Source organism: Peribacillus sp. Bi96, assembly GCF_918698115.1.
Taxonomy (GTDB): domain Bacteria; phylum Bacillota; class Bacilli; order Bacillales; family DSM-1321; genus Peribacillus.
The window spans coordinates 64,026-89,230 of sequence record NZ_CAKKLV010000013.1; the positions used below are offsets into that span (position 1 = coordinate 64,026).

Here is a 25,205-nt window from a genome sequence, read left to right on the forward strand (position 1 = left end):
TCCGGAATTCGGGTATAAAAAAATCGGTACAATGGTAATTTTAACCTATTGCATTCCTCCTTTTTAGTCAAATGAAAAAATGAGTAATCCATTATTTGGAATATACCATAAAATAGGTAAAAAATAATCGTCAATTGGAATCATTTTACTACTATAATTCATCCGTCAATGGAATTAGATAGGAAATCCTCCTCCTGTACGTTTTTAGTTTTATGGATTAAAGTGAAAATACTTTTAAAAAAACAACATTCTTAAATAAATTATGGAAAGTTGGCAGTATCCTAATAAAGGGTGCTGCTTTTCTCATTATTTGGTAATAAACTGATAGTATGGAAAAGGGGTGGGAATTTTGAATGAAAAACAGCTGGAGGATATTCGAATTCTACAACAAGAATGTGAACGGGGAGATTTTACATTAAAGCTGAACTGGGAGACACTTCGCAGTCGAAATGGTGTGAATAAGAATGATTATCTTCACTATGAGGGATTGAAACTTGTTGGTTTTCTTGGACTGTACGAATTTGGAAGCAAAGTGGAGATGTGCGGAATGGTACATCCTGATTTTAGGAGGCAAGGCATTTTTACTAAACTGATGGACGACGCTATGAGGAATGCCATGCAGCGGGATTACAAGTTGATCATTTTGAATTCACCTGCTCATTCTCATTCAGGGAAAGGATTTTTGAAGCAGCTGCCATGTGAGTTTGCTTTTTCTGAGTTTCAAATGAAATGGTCTCAAACGGAGCTGGATGATTATGAGGATGCAGTCGTTCGCCCTTCACGGAGTGGTGATGAAGAAACTGAAATTCAGCTTGATATTCAGTGTTTCCAATTCACGGAAAAAGAGGCGAGGGATTATTATCAGCGTATTCTTTATGAGGCTACCCTGAAAACCATGATCATTGAAAAAGATGGCCGAGCGGTAGGGAAAATCCGTGTTGATCACTCTGGTCGGGAAGCGTGGATTTATGGATTTTCCATTTTTCCTAAATACCAGGGAAGTGGACTTGGCACAAAGGTACTGAAAAAGATCGTAGCCGAACAATGTCAACCTGGATATGATATTTTTCTTGAAGTCGAGGCAACGAATGCTCATGCTTTAAGACTCTATGAATCTTGCGGATTCAAAACCATTCAACGGCAGGATTATTACTCATACAAGCTGCAGTGCTGACGACGGGGAGAATTAGGGGGGATGGGATGTTGACCTTATTCACTTATAACTGGCAGGTGCGAAGTGAATGGTTCGAATGGTGCCGGTCCGTATCGAGTGAAGACCTTAAACGGAAACGTACGGGCGGGGTGGGCGATGTTTTAAGGACGCTCGCTCACATTATCGATGTTGAATACAGCTGGATCCGGGCTATACAAGGGAAACCGGATCTCGGAATTGATTTAGACGCTTATGATACGATCGAGAAAGTAGAAGAGCTATCTGAGCGCTATCATTTTGAAGTCATGGAATATTTGAACTCGCATTCCTTTGAAGATGAGAATGGAATGATTCAGCCATCTTGGATGGAGGGGACATACGAAAAAGGCAGGATCCTGCACCACCTGATAGCCCACGAAATTCATCATATAGGCCAGCTGTCCATCTGGTCGAGGGAGATGGGGATCAAACCGGTTTCAGCCAGTTTAATAGATCGGGATTTATAGGTTTTATGCTTTTAAAACTGGTAATGCAACTTGCTATACCGGTTTTTTATTTTGAAAGGGCAGTTTTTTCAAAGAAAGGGGACAAGCAGGGGGTGAAATTTAGCCGATCAATAAAATTAATTTGACTTAGTGTTGACATGCTATAGAATGAAAACATTGAAAAATCAAAATATTTATAGGGGGTATGATTTAGATGTTTGAACAACGGAGGAAAAAACTTACTATTACGGTAAATCGTGACGCGTTTTCGACAAAATTATGGTATATTATTCTAGCATTTTACAAAAAAAAGAAGGGTTGTGAAGTATGTCTAAGATGCATATTAAAAAAATGCTTGCCCCGCTTCTTGCTGTAAGTTTGATAACCGCACCATTTACCACACCGGGGGAGACCTCCGCAAAAGAGACTAACAAGAAACCGGTCACGACTAAACCATTTATTATTTCAGCCCCTACTGTCAATTACACAAACGGCACAAAAGCAACTGTAACGGTCACGCCGAAAAAGGGGAACAAGGGAAATGAAACTGTTGTGTTCCAGCTAATGAATGGGACAAAGGTCATTTCACAGTCAGCTGTCGAGACGGATATTAAATCAGCCCAAAAATTCTCTGCATACTTCAACTCGTACAAATCGGGTTATTGGGTCAAAATATCGGTGGTCTCCAAGTATAACGGCAATACGAGTAGCTTCGGCAACAGCCTGGCAACCCCCGTTTCAGATGCTCCGTTTGAATTAAGGATCATGGAAACGACGGATATACACACTAATCTAGTAAGCTATGATTATTATAAAGATGCCGTATCGGACTCCGTCGGCTTTTCACGGACGGCAACATTAATCAAACAAGCACGAAATGAAGTGAAAAATAGTGTTTTAGTAGATAATGGCGACCTTATTCAAGGAACGCCGTTAGGTACTTACAAAGCGAATATAGCACCACTGAAAAAAGGGGAGGTCCACCCTGTCTATAAAGCGATGAACTTGCTTGATTATGATGTGGCCACATTCGGCAATCACGAATTCAATTATGGTTTATCTTATTTAGACGAAGCCATCAACGATGCGAACTTCCCTTATATCAATGCCAATGTTTATAAAAAAGATAAAGACAACAATCCAAAGAATGATAAAAATAAATATACGCCTTATAAAATCGTTACTAAGAAGGTAAAAGACATCAATGGAAATGAAAAGTCAGTAAAAATAGGCTACATCGGATTCGCTCCTCCACAAATCATGGATTGGGATAAAGCAAATCTTGAAGGTAAAGTCATTACAAAAGAAATCATCACGACTGCAAATAAATATGTACCTGAAATGAAGAAAAAGGGCGCAGATGTCATTGTGGCTCTGACACATTCCGGGTTTAATGGCGACACCAAAAATACTGAGGATGTCATCTATTCATTAAGTAAAGTATCCGGAATCGATGCCATCACGTTCTCCCATACACATAAAGTCTTTCCGGCACAAGATGAAGCGTCTTTAGACAGTCTATTTAAAGATAGTCAAGGCAATGTCCTTAAAGGGGTAGATAATAAAAAGGGCACCATAAATGGTGTACCAGCCGTTCAAGCAGGGTATGGCGGCAGTAATCTAGGGATCATCGATCTTGATATCCAGAATATCAAGGGGAAATGGAAAGTCGTACATTCCGATTCATCAACACGGGCAATCAACGACAAAGTAACAGGGATAAAAGCGGCTGAAGATGCAGCTGTCGTCAAAGCCGTTAAAAAGGATCACGAAGGAACGATCAAGTATGTTAATACACCAATTGGAACGACTACAGCACCCATTCATAGTTACTTCGCCCTTGTACAAGATGATCCTTCTATACAAGTCGTGACGAGCGCACAGAAATGGTATGTAGAGAAATACATCCAAAGCAACCGTCCTGAATACAAAGACTTGCCTATTCTATCTGTAGGAGCGCCTTTCAAAGCGGGTCGCAATGGAGTTGAAGAGTTCACCGAAATCAAAAAAGGCGGTTTGACCATTCGCAGTGCCGGCGATTTATATTTATACGATAATACCTTGAAGGCAATCAAGATCAAAGGATCCGTTGTAAAAGAATGGCTTGAGATGTCTGCAGGGAAATATAATAAAATTGATCCTGCCAAGACTGAGGAACAAGAATTGCTTAATGGAAAGTTTGCCGTCTATAATTTTGATGTCATTGACGGCGTTACGTATCAAATCGATGTCACTAAGGCTCCGCGCTATGATGAAAAAGGGATCAAAGTGTCTGACTCAAGCAGGATTGCCGATTTAAAATACAATGGCAAACCAATTGATCCGAATCAGGACTTCATCGTCGTGACGAATAATTACCGTGCCTCGGGCGGAGGAAACTTCCCGGGAGTCAAGGGCAGTGAATACGTAGTGGACTCTGCGGATGAAAATCGCCAGATCCTGATGGATTACATTACACAAGAAAAGGAGATCAATCCAACCGCTGATAATAACTGGTCGATTGCCCCGATTTCTGGCAAGGTGAATGTTACTTTTACATCATCACCAAAGGGAGCGGAATATTTAAATGAAGACAGCCCGATTACTTTTACAGGTAAACAAGATGATAAAGGCTTTGGTATTTATAAATTCAATCTTGGCAAAGAAAACGTTAAAGTGCAATTGCTTGGAATCAATGATCTCCACGGCCAGCTTGATACTACTTCTGATTTTGGCGGTGTCAAACAGGGGAGGGCCGATTATTTAGCTGCACATTTAAAGCAGCGCAAAGCAGAAAACCCTGATCATACACTGTTACTATCAGCGGGGGATGCTGTCGGGGCAAGTGCTCCCGTTTCCTCTTTGATCCAGGACAAACCGACGCTTCAGTTTTTGAATAATATGAAATTCGATGTCGGAACTGTCGGGAACCATGAGTTCGATAAAGGGGTAGAAACCCTGATGGCTCAAATCAATGGCGGTAAGTCGCCTACCTCGGATGTAGTATTCGATAAATTGAATTTCCCGTATGTGGTGGCCAATGTCGTATATAAAGACACGAAAAAACCTATTTTGGACCCTTACGTCATAAAAAAGGTAGGCGGGGTTGATATTGGATTCATAGGTGTAGTCACGAACGCCACACCTCAAAAGGTTAGTCCGGATGGCATTAAGAATGTGGAATTCATAGAACAGGCACCCGCCGTAAATAAGGCGGTTGATGAGTTAAAGGAAAAAGGCGTCAAATCCATTGTGATCATCTCGCATGACCCAGGCACTGAAAAAGACGGAGTCATCACGGGTGAAGTGGCGGATCTTGCTAAAACCGTGGATGATGAAGTCGATGTGATCTTAGCCGGGGATAATCACGCAAAGGTCAACAACTATGTGGATAATAAATTGATTGTACAAGCTTACTCTTATGGAACGGCATTTGAAGATGTGGACCTGGAGATCGATCCTATCACAAAGGATATTGTCAAAAAGTCAGCTGAAATCGTCACGGTTTCACAAGATGGCATCACACCGGACGCCGGGACGACGAAATTCATTAACGACTATTTAGATATGTTCCCAGAGTTGAAAGCACCACTTGGGACAACGGACGAGATAATAGGAAGAGCAAATGCCTACACGCAGGAAACAGGACTTGGAAATTTAATTGCAGATTCCATGAAGGCAGATTTGAATACAGACTTTGCCTTCATGAATCCAGGCGGAATTCGCGCAGATATTCCAAAGGGAGACGTTACTTTTTCTGATTTAGCTAAAATCCAGCCTTTCGGGAATGTATTGGTTAAGCTTGAACTTACTGGAGCCGAGGTGAAAACGTTGCTTCAACAGCAATGGATCGTTGAAGGAGCACCGAAGACCTTGCAAATTTCAGGGCTGAGTTATACAGCCGACTTCAGTAAACCGGTCACGGAAAGAGTCACTTTATTGAAGAAAGCGGACGGAACACCTATCAAGGATACCGAAACATACACAGTGACCGTCAATGACTTCATGGCAAGCGGCGGAGATAACTATACCGTCCTGAAAGGAAAAGAGCGTGTGTTTGGCCATGCTGATCTAGAAGCTTTCGTTAACTATGTGAAAGAAACCTTTAAAGGCGGAAAGATCACGGCGGAAACTGAAGGCAGAATTACGAATATCAATAATTAATTGAAGTTTACTCGTGAGTTTAGCGGATTTACTCGTGAAACTTGTGCTTTACTCGTGAGTTTAGCGGATTTACTCGTGAAACTTGAGCTTTACTCGTGGGTTTAGCGGATTTACTCCTGAAAATTGAGCATTTACTTGTGAGTTTAGCGGATTTACTCGTGAAACTTGAGCTTTACTCGTGAGTTTAGCGGATTTACTCGTGAAACTTGAGCATTTACTCGTGGGTTTAGCGGATTTACTCGTGAAACTTGAGCATTTACTTGTGAGTTTTCAACATTTACTCGTGAAACACCAAAAGAGAACGCTCCTTAATACAAGGGGCGTTCCTTTTTTATTTCTGATAATAAAATAGTGAAGTGTAACTTTCTTCCAAATTATTCGTCGGTACTATTAAGAAAAGGGGGAATACAGATGAACCGTAAAACAATGATGCTTATCTTCAGTTTGTTCTTTTTGCTTGCGGCATGCAGCAGTAATGAAAAAAATGATTCAGCATCAGAATCAAGTGATGAAAAGGCGAGCAGTAAAATGGACGCTTCCTTTTCTGGAAAAATGGAGCCGGAAAAAGTTGTGGAAGAAGAGAAGATGACGAATGAAAGAAAGGTCATCCATCAAGCGCAGCTTGAATTGAAGGTGAAAAGCCTTGAAAAGGCACAAATGAAGATTGAGAACAAGGTGGAGGAATATGGCGGATATGTCGTTGAGTCCAATGTATACAGGGAAGATGAAGAAAAGGTGGAAGGATCGATCACTGTACGGGTTCCTGAAGCCCATTTTCAGGATTTTCTTTCCGATAGCGAGGGCCAGGCTTCGAAGGTGGTCGGAAGAAATGTGACAGGCCAGGATGTAACCGAGCAATTTGTGGATTTAAAAGCAAGACTGAAGTCAAAGAGGGCTGTAGAGGAAAGGTTACTTGCATTCATGCAAGATGCTAAGAAAACGGAAGATTTGCTGAAAATATCATCCGATCTTGCAGCAGTTCAAGAAGAAATAGAGCAGCTGACTGGACAAATGAAGTATCTTGAAAACCAGACCTCGTATTCAACGGTTACAATTACATTATCTCAGGACCGAATTGTTGTACCAGGTATTGAGAATAAGGAATTGAATACATGGGAGAGAACGAAGAAACAACTCGCAACGAGTGCGAATCTAATACTTAAAGCGGGTTCAGGAATCATTGTTTTTATAATAGGAAACTTGCCTATCCTTGTTATTCTAGGCGGGGCGGTTGCGGTGGTCCTTTGGGCCATGAAAAGAAGGGAAAAAAGGTAAAGGCTAAAAAAAGAGAGTGCCCAATATCGCTTGGGCACTCGGTCATTTATCTATTTCGTTTATGCAAACCGGTCACATAATACAGGACTACCAACAGGATGATCCAAATCGGACCAACGATTAGAGCGATTCTTGTATCTGCTGAAAAGCCGAGTACAACCATAACGAACACTAAAAAGGCGAGCGTGAAATAAGAAGTGAATGGGAAAAGCGGCATCTTGTAAGCTAAGCCTTGTTTTTCTCCCGGACTCATTTTTCGCCTAGAGATAATCTGTGTAACAAGTATGGTTCCCCATGTCCAGAGTGCACCGAATGTTGCGACACTTGTAACGTAACTGAAAACTTTATCTGCTTCCATATAGTTAAGGTAAACACCGAAAAGTAGCACGACTGCCGAAACGATAATAGCAACGCCAGGTACGCCTGACTTTGTTGTACGTTCGAAACTTTTTGGTGATTCACCTTGCTGCGCTAGGTTGAATAACATTCTCCCTGTACTGAAGATCCCGCTGTTACAAGATGAAAGGGCTGCTGTCAGTACGACAAACTGAATGATTCCTGCTGCGCCTGGTATACCGATTTTATCAAACATCATAACGAATGGGCTGTTTTCACCATTCATTTGATCCCATGGAGTGATCGATAAAATGACTGTCAGAGCTAAAACGTAAAAAAGTAAAATCCGATAAAAAACGGTATCGATTGCTCTTTTTAAAGATTTTTCAGGATTTTTGACTTCACCTGCGGTTACTCCGAGCATTTCAATACCCAAATAGGCGAACATGACCATTTGGAAAGAAAGGATGACACCGGAAATCCCATTAGGGAAAAATCCGCCATGTTCAACAAGGTTACCGAATCCGACCGCGATTCCGCCATTCCCCAGTCCAAAAATAATCATTCCGAAGCCAAGGACAATCATAAGGATGATCGTAACGATTTTAACTAGGGCAAACCAAAACTCCAATTCACCGTATGCTTTTACAGCAAGAAAGTTAATCGTTGTCATGATGGCAAGTGCGGCTAACGCCCAAGCCCATTGCGGAGTATCAGGGAACCAAAATTGCATATAGATTCCGACTGCCGTAATTTCAGCCATACAGGTGGCAATCCAAACGAACCAGTAATTCCATCCGGTTATATATCCGGCAAGAGGACCGACAAATTCGCTTGCATAGCGACTGAAAGAGCCTGCGACTGGATTTTTTATCGCCATTTCCCCTAGTGCACGCATGATTAGATAGATCATAAGCCCGCCAATGGCGTAGGAAATAATGATGGCTGGGCCGGCTAATTTAATCGCAGATGCCGAGCCGAGAAATAAACCGACTCCAATGGCTGCGCCAAGAGACATTAATGCGATGTGTCTTTCTTCCAAACCTCTATGTAGTTGAGATTCTTTGGAGTTTTGCATAATTTTCCCCTTTTCTATGTTGGAGTTTGATTTTCTCTATCTAGCATTTTATCACTAGTAGAGGAGAATACATATTATTTATTGATTTTTCACATAATATTACAACTAAATAATATATTTTAATAGGAAGAATGTAAAGCAAAAAATGAAAACGCTTACCACGCAAGGGATACTCTTCGTTATTAGCGTATAACATCTTATAATTACGAAACAGAATGGTATTTAAATAAAATTAAATTATGTGATTTTTCCGAAAATTTAGACTTTATAAGAGGAAAGAGCTGCCCTGAAAAACAGGACAGCTCTTTCCTCTTACTTACAGATGGCTGAGGGCCCATTCCAGATGATCAATGAAAGGGTTGCGATTATGCTTATATTTATTATAAATGATTTCATTTCGAGTACGTTCAAAAGTATCTACTGGGTCCTGTTCGTTCCATACCAGCAGGCCCGCCAACTTTCCATGATAAGGATTGGTGCAGCTGTTCACTTGATTATTTAGTTCTAAATCAATTTCACCACTTTCACCGTAACGAACGGCCATATAAAACAGCATTCGGATAATTTCACTGTTCATTCAATTCAAGAACCTACGCTAACTCCCTCTACGTTCGAACTGAAAATTTTCATTTTTATCATGATCAAAATGAAAGCTAGCAATGCAAACACAATTCCGCTCCAGATGAGTTGATGTATTCCCAAGTGAGAAATAAACCAACCACCAATAGACGCCCCTAAAGTAATTCCAAGATTTGAAAATGAGACAAACAAGCTGTTGCCGAATTCAGGTGCTTCGTTCGCTTCAGTTGTCAACCATGTTTGACTGACAATTAGACCACCAGAATGCACTATTCCCCAAATGAAAACCATTAGAATCATCGGAATTAAATAGGAGCCCAAATAATAAGCGAATAAATAAATTACTATATATAGAAGGGGGAACATTATAACGGTCTTAGTTATGCTTTTTTGCAAAAATCCACCAAACAAAAAATTCCCAAAAATCATGATTAGACCAAACGCCATCAACATTACACTAATCAAAGACCCATTCATATGTGTTAATTGTCCAAGATATTCGGCAAAGTAGCTGTATACAGAGAACATTGCTGCAAAGATAAACATAACGGCTGCGATGTTTAACCATAATCCCGGTTTACGTAATATACCAAGCTGCTTTCCATAAGACATTTTTTCCTTATTAGGCATGGAAGGAAGCCACAATAATATTCCTACAAAAGCAATCGCATTTACAACAGCTCCAAATAGGAAAGCAGTTTCTAACGAAAACTTTTCCGCGAAATAAGAAGTTAAAGGTACACCAAATGCAAATCCGAAAGTAATTCCGGCAAAAACCTTTGTAACTGCTTGCTTACTTTTTTCCGGAGGAACAAGTTTGGCTGCAGTCACAAGGGCTATCGAAAAAAAGACAGGATGAAAAATAGCGGGTAGTATACGGAAAGCTAGCATGATATCAAATTTCGTTGTATATGCATAAATAATATTTGAAATCGTGAACATAAATACTGAGGTTAGTAGAATTACTTTACGATTAATTCCAGAAGCGAGTAAGGTCAAGAATGGACCTGAAATGGCAACAATTAAAGCAAATATACTTACAAGTAATCCTGCTTGTGAAGTTGTTATATTAAATTTTTGAGTTATTTGGGGTAGGACTCCCACAATACCCATTTCAGTTGTAATAATGCCGAATACGCCTAAAGCCAACATAATAATAAGCAAAGGGTTAACTTTTTTCATTAATATAAATCTCCATTCCTATTGTTTATTTCTTAATTTATATACAGATTAAAATCATTTATAAAATTAAATATCTGTATATCTAGATATGTAAAAACAAAAAAAGAATGACCTCCTTACGTTTATTTTATAGTTCTTTTTGAATGTACTCGGAAAATTCATGTATTGTTTTTTCATTCCGACGATAATAAGTCCACTTTCCGATTCGCTCAGATTCCAATAGACCAGCTTTTTGCATGGTTAACAAATAACTAGAGATGACAGATTGTGCAAGCCCCGATTTAACCTGAATATCTCCCACACATACACCAACTTGAATATTTAGACCTTGTTGAAAATAAGGCTTTTCATTAAAGAACTTCTCTGGATTTTTTAGCCATAGCAAAATTTGACGACGTGTATCGTTTGACAAAGCTTTATAGATTAATGTAGGTTCCATATAAATTATTATATCTATTTTTATAGATTTGTAAATGTAAAATTTACCGTTTTCACTAATACGTAATTTGAAGATGCGGAAAAAGTAATACGAAAAGAAGTGAATCTATGTAGTGAATAAGCTTTTATCGAGGGTCGACTTTAGTAGTCCTTTCGATATTCCTGTATGGTCATCGATGATTTCGTGCAGGGTGTTCTTTAGCGAAGACCCTGATTTTCCGCTGGCAGAGTCATAGTAGGAGCCAACCATCGGTTCTGGAGAATCACCCACTGAATCCATGACTGATGCATCTTTTAAGCCGGAATGGGAGAAGTATGCGGACGGTGTTCCAGTTATGGTGACTTTTTTTTCTTTTAGTGAAGGATTAGAATTTTAACCAGAAATTCAGAGCGAAGGGAGGGGGGAATCTGAGCATAAAGGACAGCATAAATCTTGGTTTATGTTTTGGAACATGTCATTCCTCCATAAATCGATTCATTCCATTTCCATAGAAATCGGTATGTACGGTTATACTTATGGATAAAAGGCCCTTTTTCCTTGTTAATTGTCAAAAATGAGCGAATACAGCTATTACATAATAGGGGAATTTAGGGGAATAGCCCGGGAAATATCGAAAGGTGGTATGGAAAATGAGGGTGGATAAAAAAAACCGCCAGCATCCTACTGACGGTTTTTTTTACTCTTTTTTATTAGTAGACTTTGAATGAAACTCAATAACAGTGATCCGATTAGGGCTCCCCAAAAAGAATGTATGACAAACCCGCTGACTACATAAGAAGTGATTTGGAACGTGAAGGCATTGATAATGAACGAAAACAATCCGAACGTCAAGATAGTTATCGGCAATGTAATTAGTTGCAGAATGGGTCTAACTAACAAGTTCATGATTGATAATATAAAAATCGCCAGCAGGGCTGTACCGTAAGATTGAATCGTGATGGAGTCGAGAAGCCAGTCAATGACGAGTAATACCAACCCGTTGATAAGAAAACGCAATATAATATTCATGAAAAACTCCTCCTGAAGTCACTTATACTACAAGTCATTATACTAAAATTTCATGAATTCCAGTTGTATGTTTGCAGAATTGTCACAAAAAAGGAAAGGACCCCCTTTTAGGAGGCCATTTTCAATTTAGTTATTGGCAATGATCTTTTCGAATTCACTTAATTCCAATGTGTTTTTTAGCTTTGGATTGCTGTTTAAGGAAAGCAGTGCACTTTCGATGAGAAAGATTCGTGTATCACTGTTTTGTAAAAATTCTTCTTGGATAAAGTGAATTAACTTTAAGTTTTTTACACGTTCTCTTTCATCATCCTGACAAAGCTTCAAGATCATCTTTTTTAGGTCGTTTGCAGAGTGGAGGAGTGCAGTATTAAAATCCTGCTGTGTATAGCACTCCGGCAGCCATTGCTTGATAAGATCTGGTTCCAAAAGCTGTACATTTGATTGGCTTACATCTTCGAAAATGGTTTTAATCCTATCAACACAATAACGGATAATTTCAGTTGGGTTGAAATCAGGCTCTTTAGCCAAGGCATTAAAATGAATCGTTTGATGCATCATGCCGGAATAAAGAATGGCACAGTCCAAAATATAGGGTTTTTTCTCTTCACCGAATATATCGAGAAACCGTTTTGAAAGCCAATGTATATGCTGGAATTTTGCATGTGTAATGAAATTTTTAAGTTCGGTATCATTAGAAATCATGACTTCTTCATATAAGGAAAAGAGTTTATTGCTTTTGTTGGAGTGCATTTGTAATTCGGATTGTTTGATGAATATTTCAATATCTGCCAGGTTTTGCCCAATTAGCAGTTCATTCCGTTCCTTTTCGAATTTTACTTGCGTAGAAAGGAATACTGCCTTAAGCAATTCGCTTTTAGAAGAAAAATAGTTATAAAATGTTCCTTTTGAAATGCCGCTATAATCTAAAATATCTTGAATGGATGTTGCTTGATAACCCTTTTCAATAAATAATTGGTGTGCATATTTAACTACCAGTTGTTTCCGCTCATTCATATATATCACCCTTACTCTTATTGGCCGGTCATTTTAACGTAATAGTATCTTATTTTCTATACGAACACAAACCAGTAAGTTCACAATTTCTCTAGCAAAATAGGGGTGATGGCATCTAAGTTACTCTTTGTTTTGGTCAATTTTTCAGGATGTCATGAAATACCCAAATGAACCGGAATGGATCAATGATTCATAAACTGGGTTTTTATTCATTATGAAAATAAAGTCTAATGAGTGAACAACGTCACAGGCGAACGATACAGATTGTTATAAAATTAATAGGAGGAAGGAAGCATTCATGGGTATACTTCCTCATTCTCGATTACTATCCCGTTAGTTGAAGAACTGATAAAATCATTTCCCATGAAGGAGTAAGCGGTATATGTGTCGTATACCATAATTAGGAACTTGAATATTAAAATAAGCTGTGTCATAAGGGGTTATGTTATTAAGCATTACCATATACTAGCTATTGTTGAGTGACACTATATGTATGTGAAAATAATGAACTCATTATTATATTAAAATTATTATAAATAAGTATTGATTTTTTTCTGATAAGCTTTATCATTGTATACATAAATAATAATGAAAAGGTGGTTCAATAATGACAAATAAGAAAAACCTTACAACAAGCTGGGGTGCTCCAGTTGGAGATAATCAAAACTCAATCACTGCCGGCCAACGCGGTCCCGTCCTCATTCAAGATGTACACTTATTGGAAAAACTGGCCCACTTCAACCGTGAACGTGTGCCTGAACGTGTAGTTCATGCGAAAGGCGCCGGTGCATTCGGTACTTTCGAAGTAACGAACGACCTTTCTAAGTATACGAAGGCTAAACTTTTCAATGGTGTTGGCAAGAAAACAGATCTTTTTATCCGTTTTTCTACAGTAGCGGGTGAATTGGGTTCTGCTGACACAGTACGTGATCCACGTGGATTTGCCGTTAAGTTCTACACGGAAGAAGGAAACTACGATATCGTCGGTAATAATACGCCTGTATTCTTTATTCGTGATGCAATAAAATTCCCCGACTTCATTCATACACAAAAGAGAGATCCGCGAACACATTTGAAAAACCCGACAGCAGTTTGGGATTTCTGGTCACATTCACCAGAATCTTTGCACCAAGTAACAATTTTGATGTCTGACCGGGGTATTCCGGCTACACTTCGTCATACACATGGCTTCGGAAGCCACACATTTAAATGGGTAAATGATGAAGGGAAGGGCGTATGGGTGAAATACCACTTCAAAACTGAACAAGGCATCAAAAACCTTGATGTGAATCTAGCAGCAAAACTAGCAGGTGAAAACCCTGATTACCATACGGAAGATCTATTCAATGCCATAGAAAAAGGGGACTTCCCTGCATGGAAATTATTTGTTCAGATCATGCCTTTGGAGGATGCGGATACGTACCGTTTTGATCCATTTGATGTAACGAAAGTATGGTCTCAAAAAGACTATCCGCTAATCGAACTTGGCCGCATGGAATTGAACAGGAATCCTGAAAACTATTTTGCTGAAGTAGAGCAAGCGACATTCTCACCGGGAACATTCGTACCAGGAATTGAAGCTTCTCCAGACAAGATGCTTCAAGGTCGTCTATTTGCATACGGTGATGCACACCGTTACCGTGTTGGTTCGAATCACAACCAGCTTCCGGTTAACCGTCCGAAAGTGGAAGCGAATAATTACCAGCGTGATGGCTTCATGCGTGCAGATGACAATGGCAAGGGTTCTGTTTATTATGAGCCGAATAGTTTTGGCGGTCCTGCAGAATCTGCGGAAAATAAAGTCACTCCTTTCGAGCTCACTGGGCAAGTGGCACAGGTTGGCCATAATAGTGATGATCACTACACGCAAGCAGGTGATTTATACCGTCTATTGAGTGCAGAAGAGAAAACTCGCCTTGTGGATACGATTGTGGGCGCAATGAAACCTGTGGAATTAGAAGAAATCAAGCTTCGTCAAATCGGTCATTTTTACAAAGCCGATCCAGAATACGGAACACGCATTGCTGAAGGTTTGGGCTTGGCTGTACCGCAAGAAGCGTAAAATATCGAACTATCAATCTATTAATAAGCAAACAGGCATCCATTCATGAATGGATGCCTGTTTTGTTTTATGCCGTGATGTTCTGTCCATTCAGACCAATCGGTGTTTAAAGTATAGGTCATCTTTTTAAACACCGATTGTGGAAGATATTTTGAAATTGTCTTTGAACTGCGTTAAAAGTTATCTGACATATGCTTGAAGAATCTGCGTTGGCTGAAAGAAGGGGATGGATAGGAAATTTTAAAGATATCAGGAATGATACATTCTGGATGGTGATCCCAATTTGGTTCGGCTTGAGGAGTGAGCAACATTAATCGTGAAGTCCCTTCCAATGAAGAAAGGTCTTTGTGCTTTAGCAATAATTAAATAGTATCAGCATACATTTTATTAAGAGGAGGTGCAGTATGGACGTTTTTGTGCGCCAGAATGATTCCTTATGGTATTATAGCCAATTATTCAAGGTGAATTACCAACTTATCATTGATTCCAATAGTGGGAGTGATCCACTTGCCCTCAAGATAGGCCAGCAAATTAAAATTCCTGGATTTACGACGACCGGCTATAAGATTAAGCAAGGGGATTCTTTATGGGCAATTGCAAAATCACGTAATCTTTCTTTGGATGCCTTATTCTTGGTTAATCCTAATCTCAATCCCAGTGCCTTGCAAGTTGGTCAGACGATTTCTGTGCCATTAAGAATTACGTGGAGGCTCATTCAAGGAAACCAAAAATATGACTATGAGACGATGGTGACTGATGTAAGACGCTTGAAAAGTATCTATCCTTTTATTAAAACATCCCCGATTGGAGAAACAGTGCTAGGAAGGGATATCCCAGAAGTGCTGATTGGGAACGGTGACAAGCGAGTACACTATAACGGTTCATTTCATGCGAATGAGTGGATTACTACCCCTGTGATTATGACCTTTTTAAACGATTACTTGCTGTCAATCACGAATCAAACTGCCATACGAGGTCTATCTCTTTTTCCTTTATACCAACAGGCGATGCTTTCGATCGTCCCAATGGTGAATCCCGACGGAGTGGAGTTGGTTCAAAAAGGCCCGCCTGCCGATGAGTCTTTGAAAAGACAGCTCGTGGAATGGAATAATGGCAGCGAAGACTTCTCTGGCTGGAAAGCCAATATTAACGGGGTGGATCTGAATGATCAATTTCCCGCCAAATGGGAGCTGGAACAAGAACGCAATAATGTAACGGAGCCTGGTCCGGCAAATTATTCTGGGGAAGGACCACTTACGCAGCCTGAAGCCATTGGAATGGCAGAGCTGACTAGAAAACGTGATTTTGACAAGGTCCTTGCTTTCCATACTCAAGGGGAGGTCATTTATTGGGGGTTTGAAGGTTTGGAACCGCCAGAGTCCGAAACGATAGTCAATGAGTTTGCGAGGGTCAGTGGATATGAACCTGTCAAATCCGCCAATAGTTACGCAGGGTATAAGGATTGGTACATTCAGGATTGGCGCAGACCTGGATTTACTGTGGAGCTGGGCAAAGGAACCAACCCACTCCCTTTATCACAGTTCGATGAGATTTATCAGAAGACGCTTGGGATTTTCTTAGCAGGTATGTATATGTGAAATTTGACCAAATGAAAAAGCTCAACTCCGTGTACATGGGGGAAGAGCTTTTTAGTCTTATAAACTATTACACTAGAAACGATGAGGGCTGCTGCAAAAAATAAGTAAAGTTATGCTTTACTTATCGATTGCATGGTATCTCGCCTTTAAGCCTGAAAAGTAACGGTCCTTATCCAAGATTGGTCCTTATATTGCAGCCCTATCAACCAAAAGGTCTTCTAATAGTTTTACGGTAAAGAAGTTTGACTCCTTTAGCGCTAGTATTGGCCCCACCTACGCCAGATACTTTGACGGCCACGCATGCCATCCAACCTAATTTCATTATAATAGAAAGCGCTTACATTTACAAAATTAATCGTAATGCAAATTTCGACATTCTCATCTGTGTCCCCTTATCAGTAGGGGGAATGGTCATTTTACTGATAAGGGGTCCCTTATAGAATCCGGTTAATGCGCAATGAATTCCTGCAACTTCTGAGTTAAGCCACCACTGCCAAATTTAATGAGCGTTGTCTTTCCGCTTTCTGGTTCGGGTTTAGAAGCGAATTCCAAAAAGGCTAAAAGGTTAATCCGGCGGTAAAGGATATGGACAATGCCATACTCATAGAACCAATGATCGATCGTATTGTAAACCCCTCTATTCAGTCCATATTGCTGCTGGCACCAATGGAAAAATATTCGGTCAGGCAGATTAAGGTGCTCCATATATTCTAGGCGTCCATTTTGCCTCTCCTTCATAGGGGAAATGGACCTCAGCGCTTCCTTTTGCATAGTATATTCCTCCCTCCTTGATAAAAACGAAAAGACTCCCTATTCATGTTGAATAGAGAGCCTCCAGTGAACTAGTCAGCTTATATATTTTCCTGATATGAAAAAAGTATAAAGTGTATTATTCGTATTTGTCAAGTTGGTTTTTAAAATACTGAAATAAATATGTTTATTTAATATTTATTGGGTAATTTAATTGTAAATACGAATGAAATTTAATGTTTATTCAATTATAGTTCGTATATAATAGTTTTTAAGGATATGGAGGAGGAGAGGCTGAATGTATAAATCCAAAAAGATTTTATTATTGGGCTCGGGTGAATTGGGGAAAGAGGTCATACTTGAAGCACAGCGTCTTGGTGTAGAGACAGTTGCCGTAGACCGCTATGAACAAGCCCCTGCCATGCAAGTTGCTCATCGAAGCTATGTCATCGATATGCTGGATGCAGTACAACTAAGGGGAATTATAGAAAAAGAACAACCTGATTTGATTGTACCGGAAATCGAAGCCATTGCTACATCTGAATTAGTTAAATTGGAAGAGGAAGGTTTTCATGTCATTCCGACGGCAAGAGCGGCTAAATTAACAATGGATCGTGAAGGAATCAGGAGGTTGGCTTCTGAAACGCTGGAGATTCCAACTGCTGCCTACAAATTCGCTGATACATATGAAGAATTTGTCCAAGCTGCCAAAGAAGTTGGGTTTCCCAATGTCGTAAAACCGCTGATGAGTTCTTCAGGGAAAGGGCAAAGTGTTTGCCGAACGGAAGAAGATCTGGAAGAATGCTGGGGAATCGCCATGGAAGGCGGCCGTGTTCAAAATGGACGAGTGATCATTGAAGAATATATCCATTTTGATTCAGAAATCACCTTGCTTACAGTTCGTGCCGTAAACGGAACGATGTTTTGTGCTCCCATCGGTCACATTCAACAGGGCGGGGATTATATTGAATCCTGGCAGCCGCATAATATGACGAAAGCACAAATAATAGAAGCGAAAAGGATTGCCCATGCCATTACAGATGAACTTGGAGGGTATGGATTATTTGGGGTCGAGCTTTTCCTTTCAGGGGATAAAGTCTATTTCAGTGAAGTATCCCCACGTCCGCATGATACGGGGCTAGTAACATTAGTGACTCAGAACTTGTCGGAGTTTGCCTTGCATGTTCGAGCGATTCTAGGATTTCCTATCCCTGAAATCAAGTTGATCACACCAGGGGCGAGCCGTCCATTGAAAGCACCAGTTGAGTTATCCGAATATTCTATAGTCGGTGTTGAAAAAGCTTTGGCTTTACCGAATACACAAGTGCGTCTCTTCGGAAAACCAGTCACCAAGGTAGGGAGAAGGGTCGCTGTCGCCCTATCATATGCTGATTCAATCGAAGTAGCGAGAGTGAATGCAGCCCGTGCTTTGGAATGTTTAGGCGTAGAGAAATAACAGCGAAAAGCGCTCTGTGATTGGAGCGCTTTTTTTATAGCTAAAATGTCCTTCACCGCGGTTAATCCAATAACCAAACCTTCTTCGACTTACGTTTTGTCCAGTTACGGTAAGGATCAGAATAACACTAATCGCCTAGCTCTTTAAGGGACTCCCACCTTTTTAAGCCTTTTCATCTGGAAAATTCATCAGATGTAGCGGAACCGGCATCGCCGCCTTCATACTTCCTTCATTCATCACCATAGGAAATCGTTTCGTGCGTTCCTTATTGGCCGTATCATTAATAAAATCCACTAGAACATCCTTCATGCTAGAGTTGATGGATGATAGTTCCACTCCTCTCATCCAGTAAAATGGCCCCCATTAGTGATGGTTTCCATCTTTCCCCTGGAACTATATGGCATCCTTAACCGTTTAAGGAATGGACAAAAGCATATAAGGTATACAATCACGTGTCAAGTTGCCTTTACCTTGTCTTAACAATAATCCACTGCATTTTTACAATGCCTTGATATAGTGTTCATCTTCTTCACTTATAGTTTAATTAAATATTCAAACATTAAAGGGAGGTCATTTATATGAATTATGCATGGAGTAAAAAGGTTTTGCCGATTACCCTCGTTTCGGCCTTAGCATTTGGAAGTTTAACATGGTCCGCTGAGGATCGTGTTTCGGCAAAGGAAAAGCCTAAAAATGATCCGGAAATCAGGAACGTCATTTTCATGATAGGTGACGGTATGGGGGTGTCATATACCTCCGCTTACCGTTATTTAAAAGATAACCCAGGTACTATGGTGGCAGAAAGGACGGAGTTTGATAAATACTTGGTTGGCCAGCAGATGACCTACCCTGAAGACTCTGCACAAAATATAACGGATTCAGCTTCAGCAGCAACAGCAATGTCTTCCGGCGTGAAGACTTATAATGCTGCGATTGCAGTGGATAATGATAAATCTGAAGTCAAAACCGTATTGGAAGCAGCAAAGGGTAAAGGAAAAGCGACTGGATTGGTTGCCACTTCTGAAATTACTCATGCAACACCGGCATCTTTTGGTGCTCATGATGAAAATCGAAAAAACATGAATTCAATTGCAGACGATTATTATAATGAATTAATCAAGGGTGAACATAAAATCGACGTCCTGTTGGGCGGCGGGAAATCCAATTTTGTCAGGCCGGACATCAATTTGGCGAAAGCCTTCAAAAAAGACGGTTACAGTTATGTGACTGATAAAAAGCAAATGCTCAAGGACAAAAATGAACAGGTCCTAGGTTTATTCGCTTCAGAAGGACTCCCGAAAATGATTGACCGCCCAAATGAAACGCCTTCTTTGGAAGACATGACAAGCTCGGCGATCAAGCGATTGAATAAAAATAAAGATGGATTCTTCTTGATGGTCGAAGGAAGCCAGGTCGATTGGGCAGGACATGATAATGATATCGTAGGTGCAATGAGTGAAATGGAAGACTTTGAAAAAGCATATAAAGCGGCAATAGAATTCGCGAAGAAAGACAAACATACATTGGTGGTGGCTACTGCCGATCACTCTACAGGAGGATTCTCGATCGGAGCTAAAGGAATATATAACTGGTACGGTGAACCGATCAAGGCAGCCAAACGCACCCCAGACTTCATGGCGGATGCCATCGTAAAAGGGGCGGATGTTGAAAAGACATTAAAGCAATATATCAATCAAAATAAAGTGAAGCTGACTAACGAAGAAATCAAAACAGTAACAGAAGCTGCCAAAACAAAAAATGTGACGAACGTCGATAATGCCATAGAAGCCATATTCGATAATCGGACTAATACTGCGTGGACTACAGGAGGACACACGGGTGAAGATGTACCGGTCTACGCGTACGGACCATATAAAGAACGTTTTGCCGGGCAGGTCGATAACACGGATCATGCCAAAATCATCTTCGATCTATTAAAGAAGTAATAACACTTCAGGGAGGGATTCAATGAACAGACTGATGATAGGTGCCCTGTTATTAACGGCATTTGGTGCTCTTAATACCCAACCAGCTTACGAAGAAGAAACGACAGCTAAAGAAAAAACAGAGGAAATTGAACGACCATTGATAAAAAAGGATGTCTATGTTCCGAATCCACAGCTTCCTGATGATATTAAACTGAACCAAATCGGCCAAAGCGCCTCCGATGAAAAAGGCGATTTAACATTGAAATCCTATAAAAAAGTGAATGAAATGTTGAATGTTGGTCCAATCGAGATTAAGGTCAAAGAAATGAAAGTGATGCATGTTACCCCTGATTACAGCATGATTGATTTCTTTCATGGCTATACGCATGATGAAGATTTCGATATCGTAAAAGTGAACGTAGATATCAAGAACAATTCGGATAAAAAAATCAAGTTTTCCCCAGTTGCTTTCCTTGAAACAGACGGCGGAGAACATCTGACATGGGAAGATGACATCTACTTAGAAGAACTTACTGGTGAAATAGAAGGAAATGGTTCAAAAAGTGGAAACATTGGTTTCATTCTAAGTGAGGGAAACATAAAGGGCATATCCCTCATGACAAGTGATGCGGTGGATGAAGAAGAGGAAGTTCTTGCAAAAGGCAAGTCAGTTGAATTCTCTTTTTAAAGGATATAGTGTATGAATGCCTTCGGAAAATCAAATACTATAACAAGTGATAGGGTTTCTTATCACTGAACGGAATATCCAAATCCTAATGATGAGGTGACACAGAATGAGCTATAAAGATCAATTAGATCCACATTCTCAAAAGTTTCACCATAATTGGACAAGACCTAAGCGTTCAAATTCTCAAGTTAATGGCCATACGCAAGAATCGCAAACAAACATTATACTAAGAAGCAATGCAAAGGCTCACAAGTGGTAACGGATATTTCTGATAAAGAAGGAGGCTCTTCGCGAGTCTTCTTCTTTATATTTAATGGCTAAACAAACATAGGAATTGGAATGGAACCCTAATTAAGGCATGCATGGCTTTTCGTTCATAATTATGATACCATTTACCTTTAAGAATAAAGCAACTTTGGGCTTTGTGCCTGACGAAATTTATTCATCACCGGAGTTTAGATAATCCGATTGAGAGTTTCACCTTATACAAATAGAGGACGTGAATTGTAATGATAAATATTGAAATCCCTGCAGCGGATATAAGCATTAAACAAAGAAAACAAGTGATAGAAGGAGACGAAGCTGTCATTCCGGAAATCTACGGGTTTATCGATTTTCATTTGATTCCCCGCGATAAAGGCGGCATCATCTTGTTTTACAATGAAAAAGATGAGCTGATTTTTGTAGGGAAAGCTCGTAAATTAAGACCAAGGGTCAAGAAGCATTTCGAGGATAATGTTTCTCCGATTAAAGAGCATCGTAATGAAGTCAAGAAAATTGACATTCTTATAGTCGAAGATGCTATGGAACGTGAAATCTATGAAACGTACATGATCAATACACTTCATGCTAAATACAACGTCGACAAAGTGTTTTATAAATAATAAAAAAAGCTGGCTGCTCATGCAATCAGCTTTTTTTGTGTTACATCCAATGCTCAAAAAATGTCCGTATATTTACAGTTACTTGATGTGAGGTTAACATTGTTGGTTTATATTTGAAGTATTCCACCATTACGCTTTCAGGAGGTTACTATTGAAGAAAATACTTTGTAAAAAGGTGTTGGTTATCTCGGTAGGGACAGTGATTGCCTTTGGGAATTTAACATGGTCCGTGTCACAAGCTTCTAAACAGGCGAAACAGCGAGAGATTAAATCTTTTGAACAAGAAACGGTAAAATCTTCAAGGTGGGATATGGGAGAATGAGCAAATAGTCCAATGAAATAGGCTGCTCGATGATGCAGCTTAGTGTTATATGAGGGTACAATACATGAATAAAAGCACTGGAGGTTCTTTACACATGCTGTTATGTGTGAATGGGCTTCCATTTATTTTTGTTATTAATTATGAACAATGTTGTACCTATATGATTAATAACTCCAATGGGCTAAAACTTTAAAAAGGAGTAATGAAATCCTATAAATATTTTGAATAAAACTTGCAAATAGTAATGATTACGTTTTATTATTAAAGAGTGCTTTTTTTGTGATAGGTAATTACGAAACTCAAATCGTAATGTTTACGATTTGAGTTTAGCAAGTAAAGGAGTGGTAAGGAATGTTGAAAAAGAAAATTCCCGTAACCGTATTGAGCGGGTACCTTGGTTCCGGTAAGACGACGCTACTGAATCATATTCTTGAAAATCGGAATGATCTGAAGGTTGCCGTCATCGTTAATGATATGAGTGAAATCAATATCGATGCTTCTCTGATCAAACAGGGAGGGTTTACCCGGACGGATGAAAAACTTGTGGAAATGCAGAATGGCTGCATTTGTTGTACGCTTCGTGAGGATTTAATGATTGAAGTTGAAAAGCTGTCCGCACAAGGTGATATTGACTATATTGTGATTGAATCGACCGGTATCAGTGAACCCGTCCCAGTCGCTCAAACCTTCACGTATGTTGATGAAAACGTGGGAATTGATTTATCAAAATTTTGTCAACTCGATACGATGGTTACCGTTGTTGATGCGAAGAATTTTTGGCAAGATTATGCTTCAGGAGAAACGCTTATTGATCGAATGCAGGCAACGGATGAGGCCGATCAGAGGGAAGTGGTTGATCTATTAATTGACCAAATAGAGTTCGCTAATGTGATTCTTTTAAATAAAATTGATTTAATGGAAGCGAAAGACGTCGCGGAATTGAAAGCGGTACTCCATAAAGTGAATCCGGATGCAAGGATCATTGTAACGAGTCATTCACAGGTTCCGCTAAAAGAAGTCATGAACACCCATCTTTTTGATTTTGAAAAGGCAAGCCAGGGGGCTGGCTGGATAAAGGAATTGAATGCGGAGCATATTCCAGAAACCGAAGAATATGGAATAGCTTCCTTCGTTTACAGAAGGAGAAAGCCATTTCATCCATTGCGGCTGATGACGTGGTTAGAAAGGTGGCCCGTGGAAGTGGTGCGGGCAAAGGGCTTCCTTTGGTTGGCATCGAGAAATGATACAGCAGGCCTGCTATCACAAGCTGGACCGTCATTAATGATCCAGGCAGCAGGTAAATGGATTGCAGCACATCCTAAAGATGAACAACAGCAGATTTTTCATGATGAGCCTGAATTATTGAAAAGCTGGGATGATCTTTATGGAGACCGGATGACGGAGCTGGTGATGATTGGCATTCAAATGAATCAACAGGAAATCGAAAAGGAATTAGATCAATGCTTATTGACGGAAATGGAGCTGCAGCAGGATTGGTCTCTGTATGAAGATCCATTACCTGCTTTTACGGAAATCGTTCATTAAAAAACTTTTGGAGGTAACAAAGATGAGAGTAAATATTACTTTAGCATGCACAGAAACAGGGGACCGAAATTATATCACAACGAAAAACAAGCGGAATAACCCAGATCGAATCGAATTGAAAAAGTACTGCCCGCGTTTAAAGAAACACACGCTTCACCGTGAAACGAAGTAATTTTGAGTTTTAAATCGGAATGATTATGTTTTATTGAAGAGAATGGATGTAAAAGGGGGGAAGTGGAAGCTAGACAGGCAGCCGAACGAATTGTGAACAATTTATAGAATTTATAAAATCAATATGTTAAAAAGGAGAGATTCAAATGGCCAAAAAATCTAAAGTAGTAAAAGCGCAAAAACAGTTGGCGATAGTTGAAAAGTACGCAGAACTTAGAAAGGAATTGAAGGAGAAAGGGGATTATGCCGCATTGGCCAAACTCCCGCGTGATTCCTCGCCGACAAGGGTCCACAATCGTTGTGGAGTTACAGGAAGGCCCCGTGGATATATGCGCAAATTCAACATGTCACGTATCGTTTTTCGGGAGCTTGCCCATAAAGGGCAACTGCCTGGTGTCAAAAAGGCAAGCTGGTAATAGCCGGATAAAGAAATATGGTGGAATGTTGAGAATAAGGCATAATTCAGGGTCCGAGATCGTGACAATCCGTCCCAGCGCGGGAACGATCCGTACTAAGCGGCATAAACAATCTGAGAATAGGGATTCTGCATGAGTGAACGGCAAAAAAGCAGAAGTCATATAGACTCTGCTTTTTTAGCATGCTATTTACCTTTGGAAAAATTCAATCCACTCTTTTTCTGGTCCATATATGTAGAAATAGCGATACCCATTAGGAAGGGTGACGATTTCCTCATCGATCAGCTCGATGTTATCCAAGCTTTTGATCCGGGCATATTCTTCTTCGATATCATCAACAGTAATGGCAAAATGATGGATTGTTGCTTCGGATGGCAATGTGTCGCTGTATCCTTGAATCAATTCAATTTCTGTTTCTTCTGACTTTTCGTAACCTAGGAAAGCCAGTTGGATTACACCGTTGGTATGAGGCACCCGCGCTTTCACTTTTAAATCCAACACTTCCTGATAAAAGGCGATGGATTTTTCAAGATCTTTTACAACAACTCCAATATGATCTACTCTTTTCGTAGCCAAGAAAACTTCCTCCTTTATTATGTCCGGTGCAATTTGCCAATATTAATATATATCATAACATTCGGTATAAAATTATATATTTGTAGCCGTTATTTAAAAAAATTCACAAACTGAAAA

General features: G+C 39.9%; 25 protein-coding genes and 1 pseudogene. 16 read left to right on the forward strand and 10 right to left on the reverse strand.

Translation table 11 applies throughout. The annotated features are described in order from the left end of the window. The first annotated feature begins 340 nt into the window (after positions 1 to 340). The 5 genes from LQ203_RS16450 to LQ203_RS16470 all read left to right on the forward strand — a co-directional run bounded on the left by LQ203_RS16450 (position 341) and on the right by LQ203_RS16470 (position 7,056). Positions 341 to 1,174 carry a GNAT family N-acetyltransferase gene (locus LQ203_RS16450; protein ID WP_230159450.1) on the forward strand — a complete coding sequence of 278 codons (834 nt, stop codon included), beginning with the start codon at positions 341 to 343 and terminating at the stop codon, positions 1,172 to 1,174. A 26-nt stretch (positions 1,175 to 1,200) separates the two neighbouring features. Continuing rightward, positions 1,201 to 1,659, forward strand: a complete 459-nt coding sequence (locus tag LQ203_RS16455; RefSeq protein ID WP_230159451.1) for a DinB family protein — start codon at positions 1,201 to 1,203, stop codon at positions 1,657 to 1,659. A gap of 306 nt (positions 1,660 to 1,965) precedes the next feature. Further along, a complete protein-coding gene (locus tag LQ203_RS16460) occupies positions 1,966 to 5,781 on the forward strand; it encodes a bifunctional 2',3'-cyclic-nucleotide 2'-phosphodiesterase/3'-nucleotidase (protein ID WP_230159452.1) in 3,816 nt (1,271 codons plus the stop codon). Between the two features lie 178 nt (positions 5,782 to 5,959). Beyond that, complete coding sequence (locus tag LQ203_RS16465; protein WP_230159453.1) at positions 5,960 to 6,133, forward strand: hypothetical protein; 174 nt, start codon at positions 5,960 to 5,962, stop codon at positions 6,131 to 6,133. Between the two features lie 59 nt (positions 6,134 to 6,192). Then, the gene (locus LQ203_RS16470; RefSeq protein ID WP_230159454.1) at positions 6,193 to 7,056 is read left to right on the forward strand and encodes a DUF4349 domain-containing protein; all 864 of its coding nucleotides are present in this window, start codon (positions 6,193 to 6,195) and stop codon (positions 7,054 to 7,056) included. A gap of 46 nt (positions 7,057 to 7,102) precedes the next feature. Here LQ203_RS16470 and LQ203_RS16475 read toward each other — a convergent pair whose 3' ends face one another. From LQ203_RS16475 to LQ203_RS16505, 7 genes and pseudogenes are all read right to left on the reverse strand, one after another. After that, positions 7,103 to 8,470, reverse strand: coding sequence for an amino acid permease (locus tag LQ203_RS16475; RefSeq protein WP_230159455.1), 1,368 nt, complete (start codon positions 8,468 to 8,470; stop codon positions 7,103 to 7,105). 316 nt (positions 8,471 to 8,786) lie between these two features. Continuing rightward, positions 8,787 to 9,038 (reverse strand): annotated as a pseudogene (locus tag LQ203_RS16480) (endonuclease); the annotation flags it as partial. 14 nt (positions 9,039 to 9,052) lie between these two features. After that, on the reverse strand, positions 9,053 to 10,231 hold the full coding sequence (locus LQ203_RS16485) for an MFS transporter (RefSeq protein WP_230159456.1): 1,179 nt from the start codon (positions 10,229 to 10,231) through the stop codon (positions 9,053 to 9,055). A gap of 127 nt (positions 10,232 to 10,358) precedes the next feature. Beyond that, a complete protein-coding gene (locus LQ203_RS16490) occupies positions 10,359 to 10,670 on the reverse strand; it encodes a helix-turn-helix transcriptional regulator (protein WP_230159457.1) in 312 nt (103 codons plus the stop codon). Between the two features lie 105 nt (positions 10,671 to 10,775). After that, a complete protein-coding gene (locus LQ203_RS16495; protein ID WP_230159458.1) occupies positions 10,776 to 10,949 on the reverse strand; it encodes a hypothetical protein in 174 nt (57 codons plus the stop codon). Positions 10,950 to 11,330: 381 nt separating this feature from the next. Further along, positions 11,331 to 11,678: a phage holin family protein gene (locus LQ203_RS16500; protein WP_230159459.1), complete on the reverse strand. Its 348-nt coding sequence runs from the start codon at positions 11,676 to 11,678 to the stop codon at positions 11,331 to 11,333. 126 nt (positions 11,679 to 11,804) lie between these two features. Further along, positions 11,805 to 12,692: a TetR/AcrR family transcriptional regulator gene (locus LQ203_RS16505; protein ID WP_230159460.1), complete on the reverse strand. Its 888-nt coding sequence runs from the start codon at positions 12,690 to 12,692 to the stop codon at positions 11,805 to 11,807. A gap of 607 nt (positions 12,693 to 13,299) precedes the next feature. Between LQ203_RS16505 and katA the strand changes: the two genes are divergently transcribed. Further along, positions 13,300 to 14,754 carry a catalase KatA gene (katA, locus tag LQ203_RS16510; RefSeq protein WP_230159461.1) on the forward strand — a complete coding sequence of 485 codons (1,455 nt, stop codon included), beginning with the start codon at positions 13,300 to 13,302 and terminating at the stop codon, positions 14,752 to 14,754. 404 nt (positions 14,755 to 15,158) lie between these two features. Further along, positions 15,159 to 16,352 carry a M14 family metallopeptidase gene (locus tag LQ203_RS16515; RefSeq protein ID WP_230159462.1) on the forward strand — a complete coding sequence of 398 codons (1,194 nt, stop codon included), beginning with the start codon at positions 15,159 to 15,161 and terminating at the stop codon, positions 16,350 to 16,352. Positions 16,353 to 16,799: 447 nt separating this feature from the next. Here the strand turns inward: LQ203_RS16515 and LQ203_RS16520 are convergent, their stop codons facing one another. Beyond that, positions 16,800 to 17,123 carry a hypothetical protein gene (locus LQ203_RS16520; protein ID WP_230159463.1) on the reverse strand — a complete coding sequence of 108 codons (324 nt, stop codon included), beginning with the start codon at positions 17,121 to 17,123 and terminating at the stop codon, positions 16,800 to 16,802. A 277-nt stretch (positions 17,124 to 17,400) separates the two neighbouring features. Here LQ203_RS16520 and purT point away from each other — a divergent pair, with 277 nt between their 5' ends. Further along, entirely contained in the window at positions 17,401 to 18,558 is a 1,158-nt protein-coding gene (purT, locus tag LQ203_RS16525; RefSeq protein ID WP_230159464.1) for a phosphoribosylglycinamide formyltransferase 2, read from the forward strand. Between the two features lie 162 nt (positions 18,559 to 18,720). Here purT and LQ203_RS16530 read toward each other — a convergent pair whose 3' ends face one another. Further along, positions 18,721 to 18,903: a hypothetical protein gene (locus LQ203_RS16530; RefSeq protein ID WP_230159465.1), complete on the reverse strand. Its 183-nt coding sequence runs from the start codon at positions 18,901 to 18,903 to the stop codon at positions 18,721 to 18,723. Between the two features lie 233 nt (positions 18,904 to 19,136). On the opposite strand from LQ203_RS16530, the gene LQ203_RS16535 reads away from it, so the two are divergent. From LQ203_RS16535 to rpsN, 8 genes are all read left to right on the forward strand, one after another. Then, the gene (locus LQ203_RS16535; RefSeq protein WP_230159466.1) at positions 19,137 to 20,504 is read left to right on the forward strand and encodes an alkaline phosphatase; all 1,368 of its coding nucleotides are present in this window, start codon (positions 19,137 to 19,139) and stop codon (positions 20,502 to 20,504) included. A gap of 22 nt (positions 20,505 to 20,526) precedes the next feature. Continuing rightward, complete coding sequence (locus tag LQ203_RS16540; RefSeq protein ID WP_230159467.1) at positions 20,527 to 21,174, forward strand: DUF4352 domain-containing protein; 648 nt, start codon at positions 20,527 to 20,529, stop codon at positions 21,172 to 21,174. A gap of 106 nt (positions 21,175 to 21,280) precedes the next feature. Beyond that, positions 21,281 to 21,433: a YpzG family protein gene (locus LQ203_RS16545; RefSeq protein WP_230159468.1), complete on the forward strand. Its 153-nt coding sequence runs from the start codon at positions 21,281 to 21,283 to the stop codon at positions 21,431 to 21,433. A gap of 244 nt (positions 21,434 to 21,677) precedes the next feature. Then, complete coding sequence (locus tag LQ203_RS16550) at positions 21,678 to 22,058, forward strand: nucleotide excision repair endonuclease (RefSeq protein ID WP_230159514.1); 381 nt, start codon at positions 21,678 to 21,680, stop codon at positions 22,056 to 22,058. 151 nt (positions 22,059 to 22,209) lie between these two features. Beyond that, complete coding sequence (locus LQ203_RS16555) at positions 22,210 to 22,380, forward strand: hypothetical protein (RefSeq protein ID WP_230159469.1); 171 nt, start codon at positions 22,210 to 22,212, stop codon at positions 22,378 to 22,380. A gap of 351 nt (positions 22,381 to 22,731) precedes the next feature. Then, a complete protein-coding gene (locus LQ203_RS16560; protein WP_230159470.1) occupies positions 22,732 to 23,925 on the forward strand; it encodes a GTP-binding protein in 1,194 nt (397 codons plus the stop codon). A 22-nt stretch (positions 23,926 to 23,947) separates the two neighbouring features. After that, complete coding sequence (rpmG, locus tag LQ203_RS16565) at positions 23,948 to 24,097, forward strand: 50S ribosomal protein L33 (RefSeq protein ID WP_053348792.1); 150 nt, start codon at positions 23,948 to 23,950, stop codon at positions 24,095 to 24,097. A gap of 145 nt (positions 24,098 to 24,242) precedes the next feature. Then, the gene (gene rpsN / locus LQ203_RS16570) at positions 24,243 to 24,512 is read left to right on the forward strand and encodes a 30S ribosomal protein S14 (protein WP_230159471.1); all 270 of its coding nucleotides are present in this window, start codon (positions 24,243 to 24,245) and stop codon (positions 24,510 to 24,512) included. A 189-nt stretch (positions 24,513 to 24,701) separates the two neighbouring features. Here the strand turns inward: rpsN and LQ203_RS16575 are convergent, their stop codons facing one another. Continuing rightward, positions 24,702 to 25,088: a VOC family protein gene (locus LQ203_RS16575; RefSeq protein ID WP_230159472.1), complete on the reverse strand. Its 387-nt coding sequence runs from the start codon at positions 25,086 to 25,088 to the stop codon at positions 24,702 to 24,704. Positions 25,089 to 25,205 lie beyond the last annotated feature (117 nt).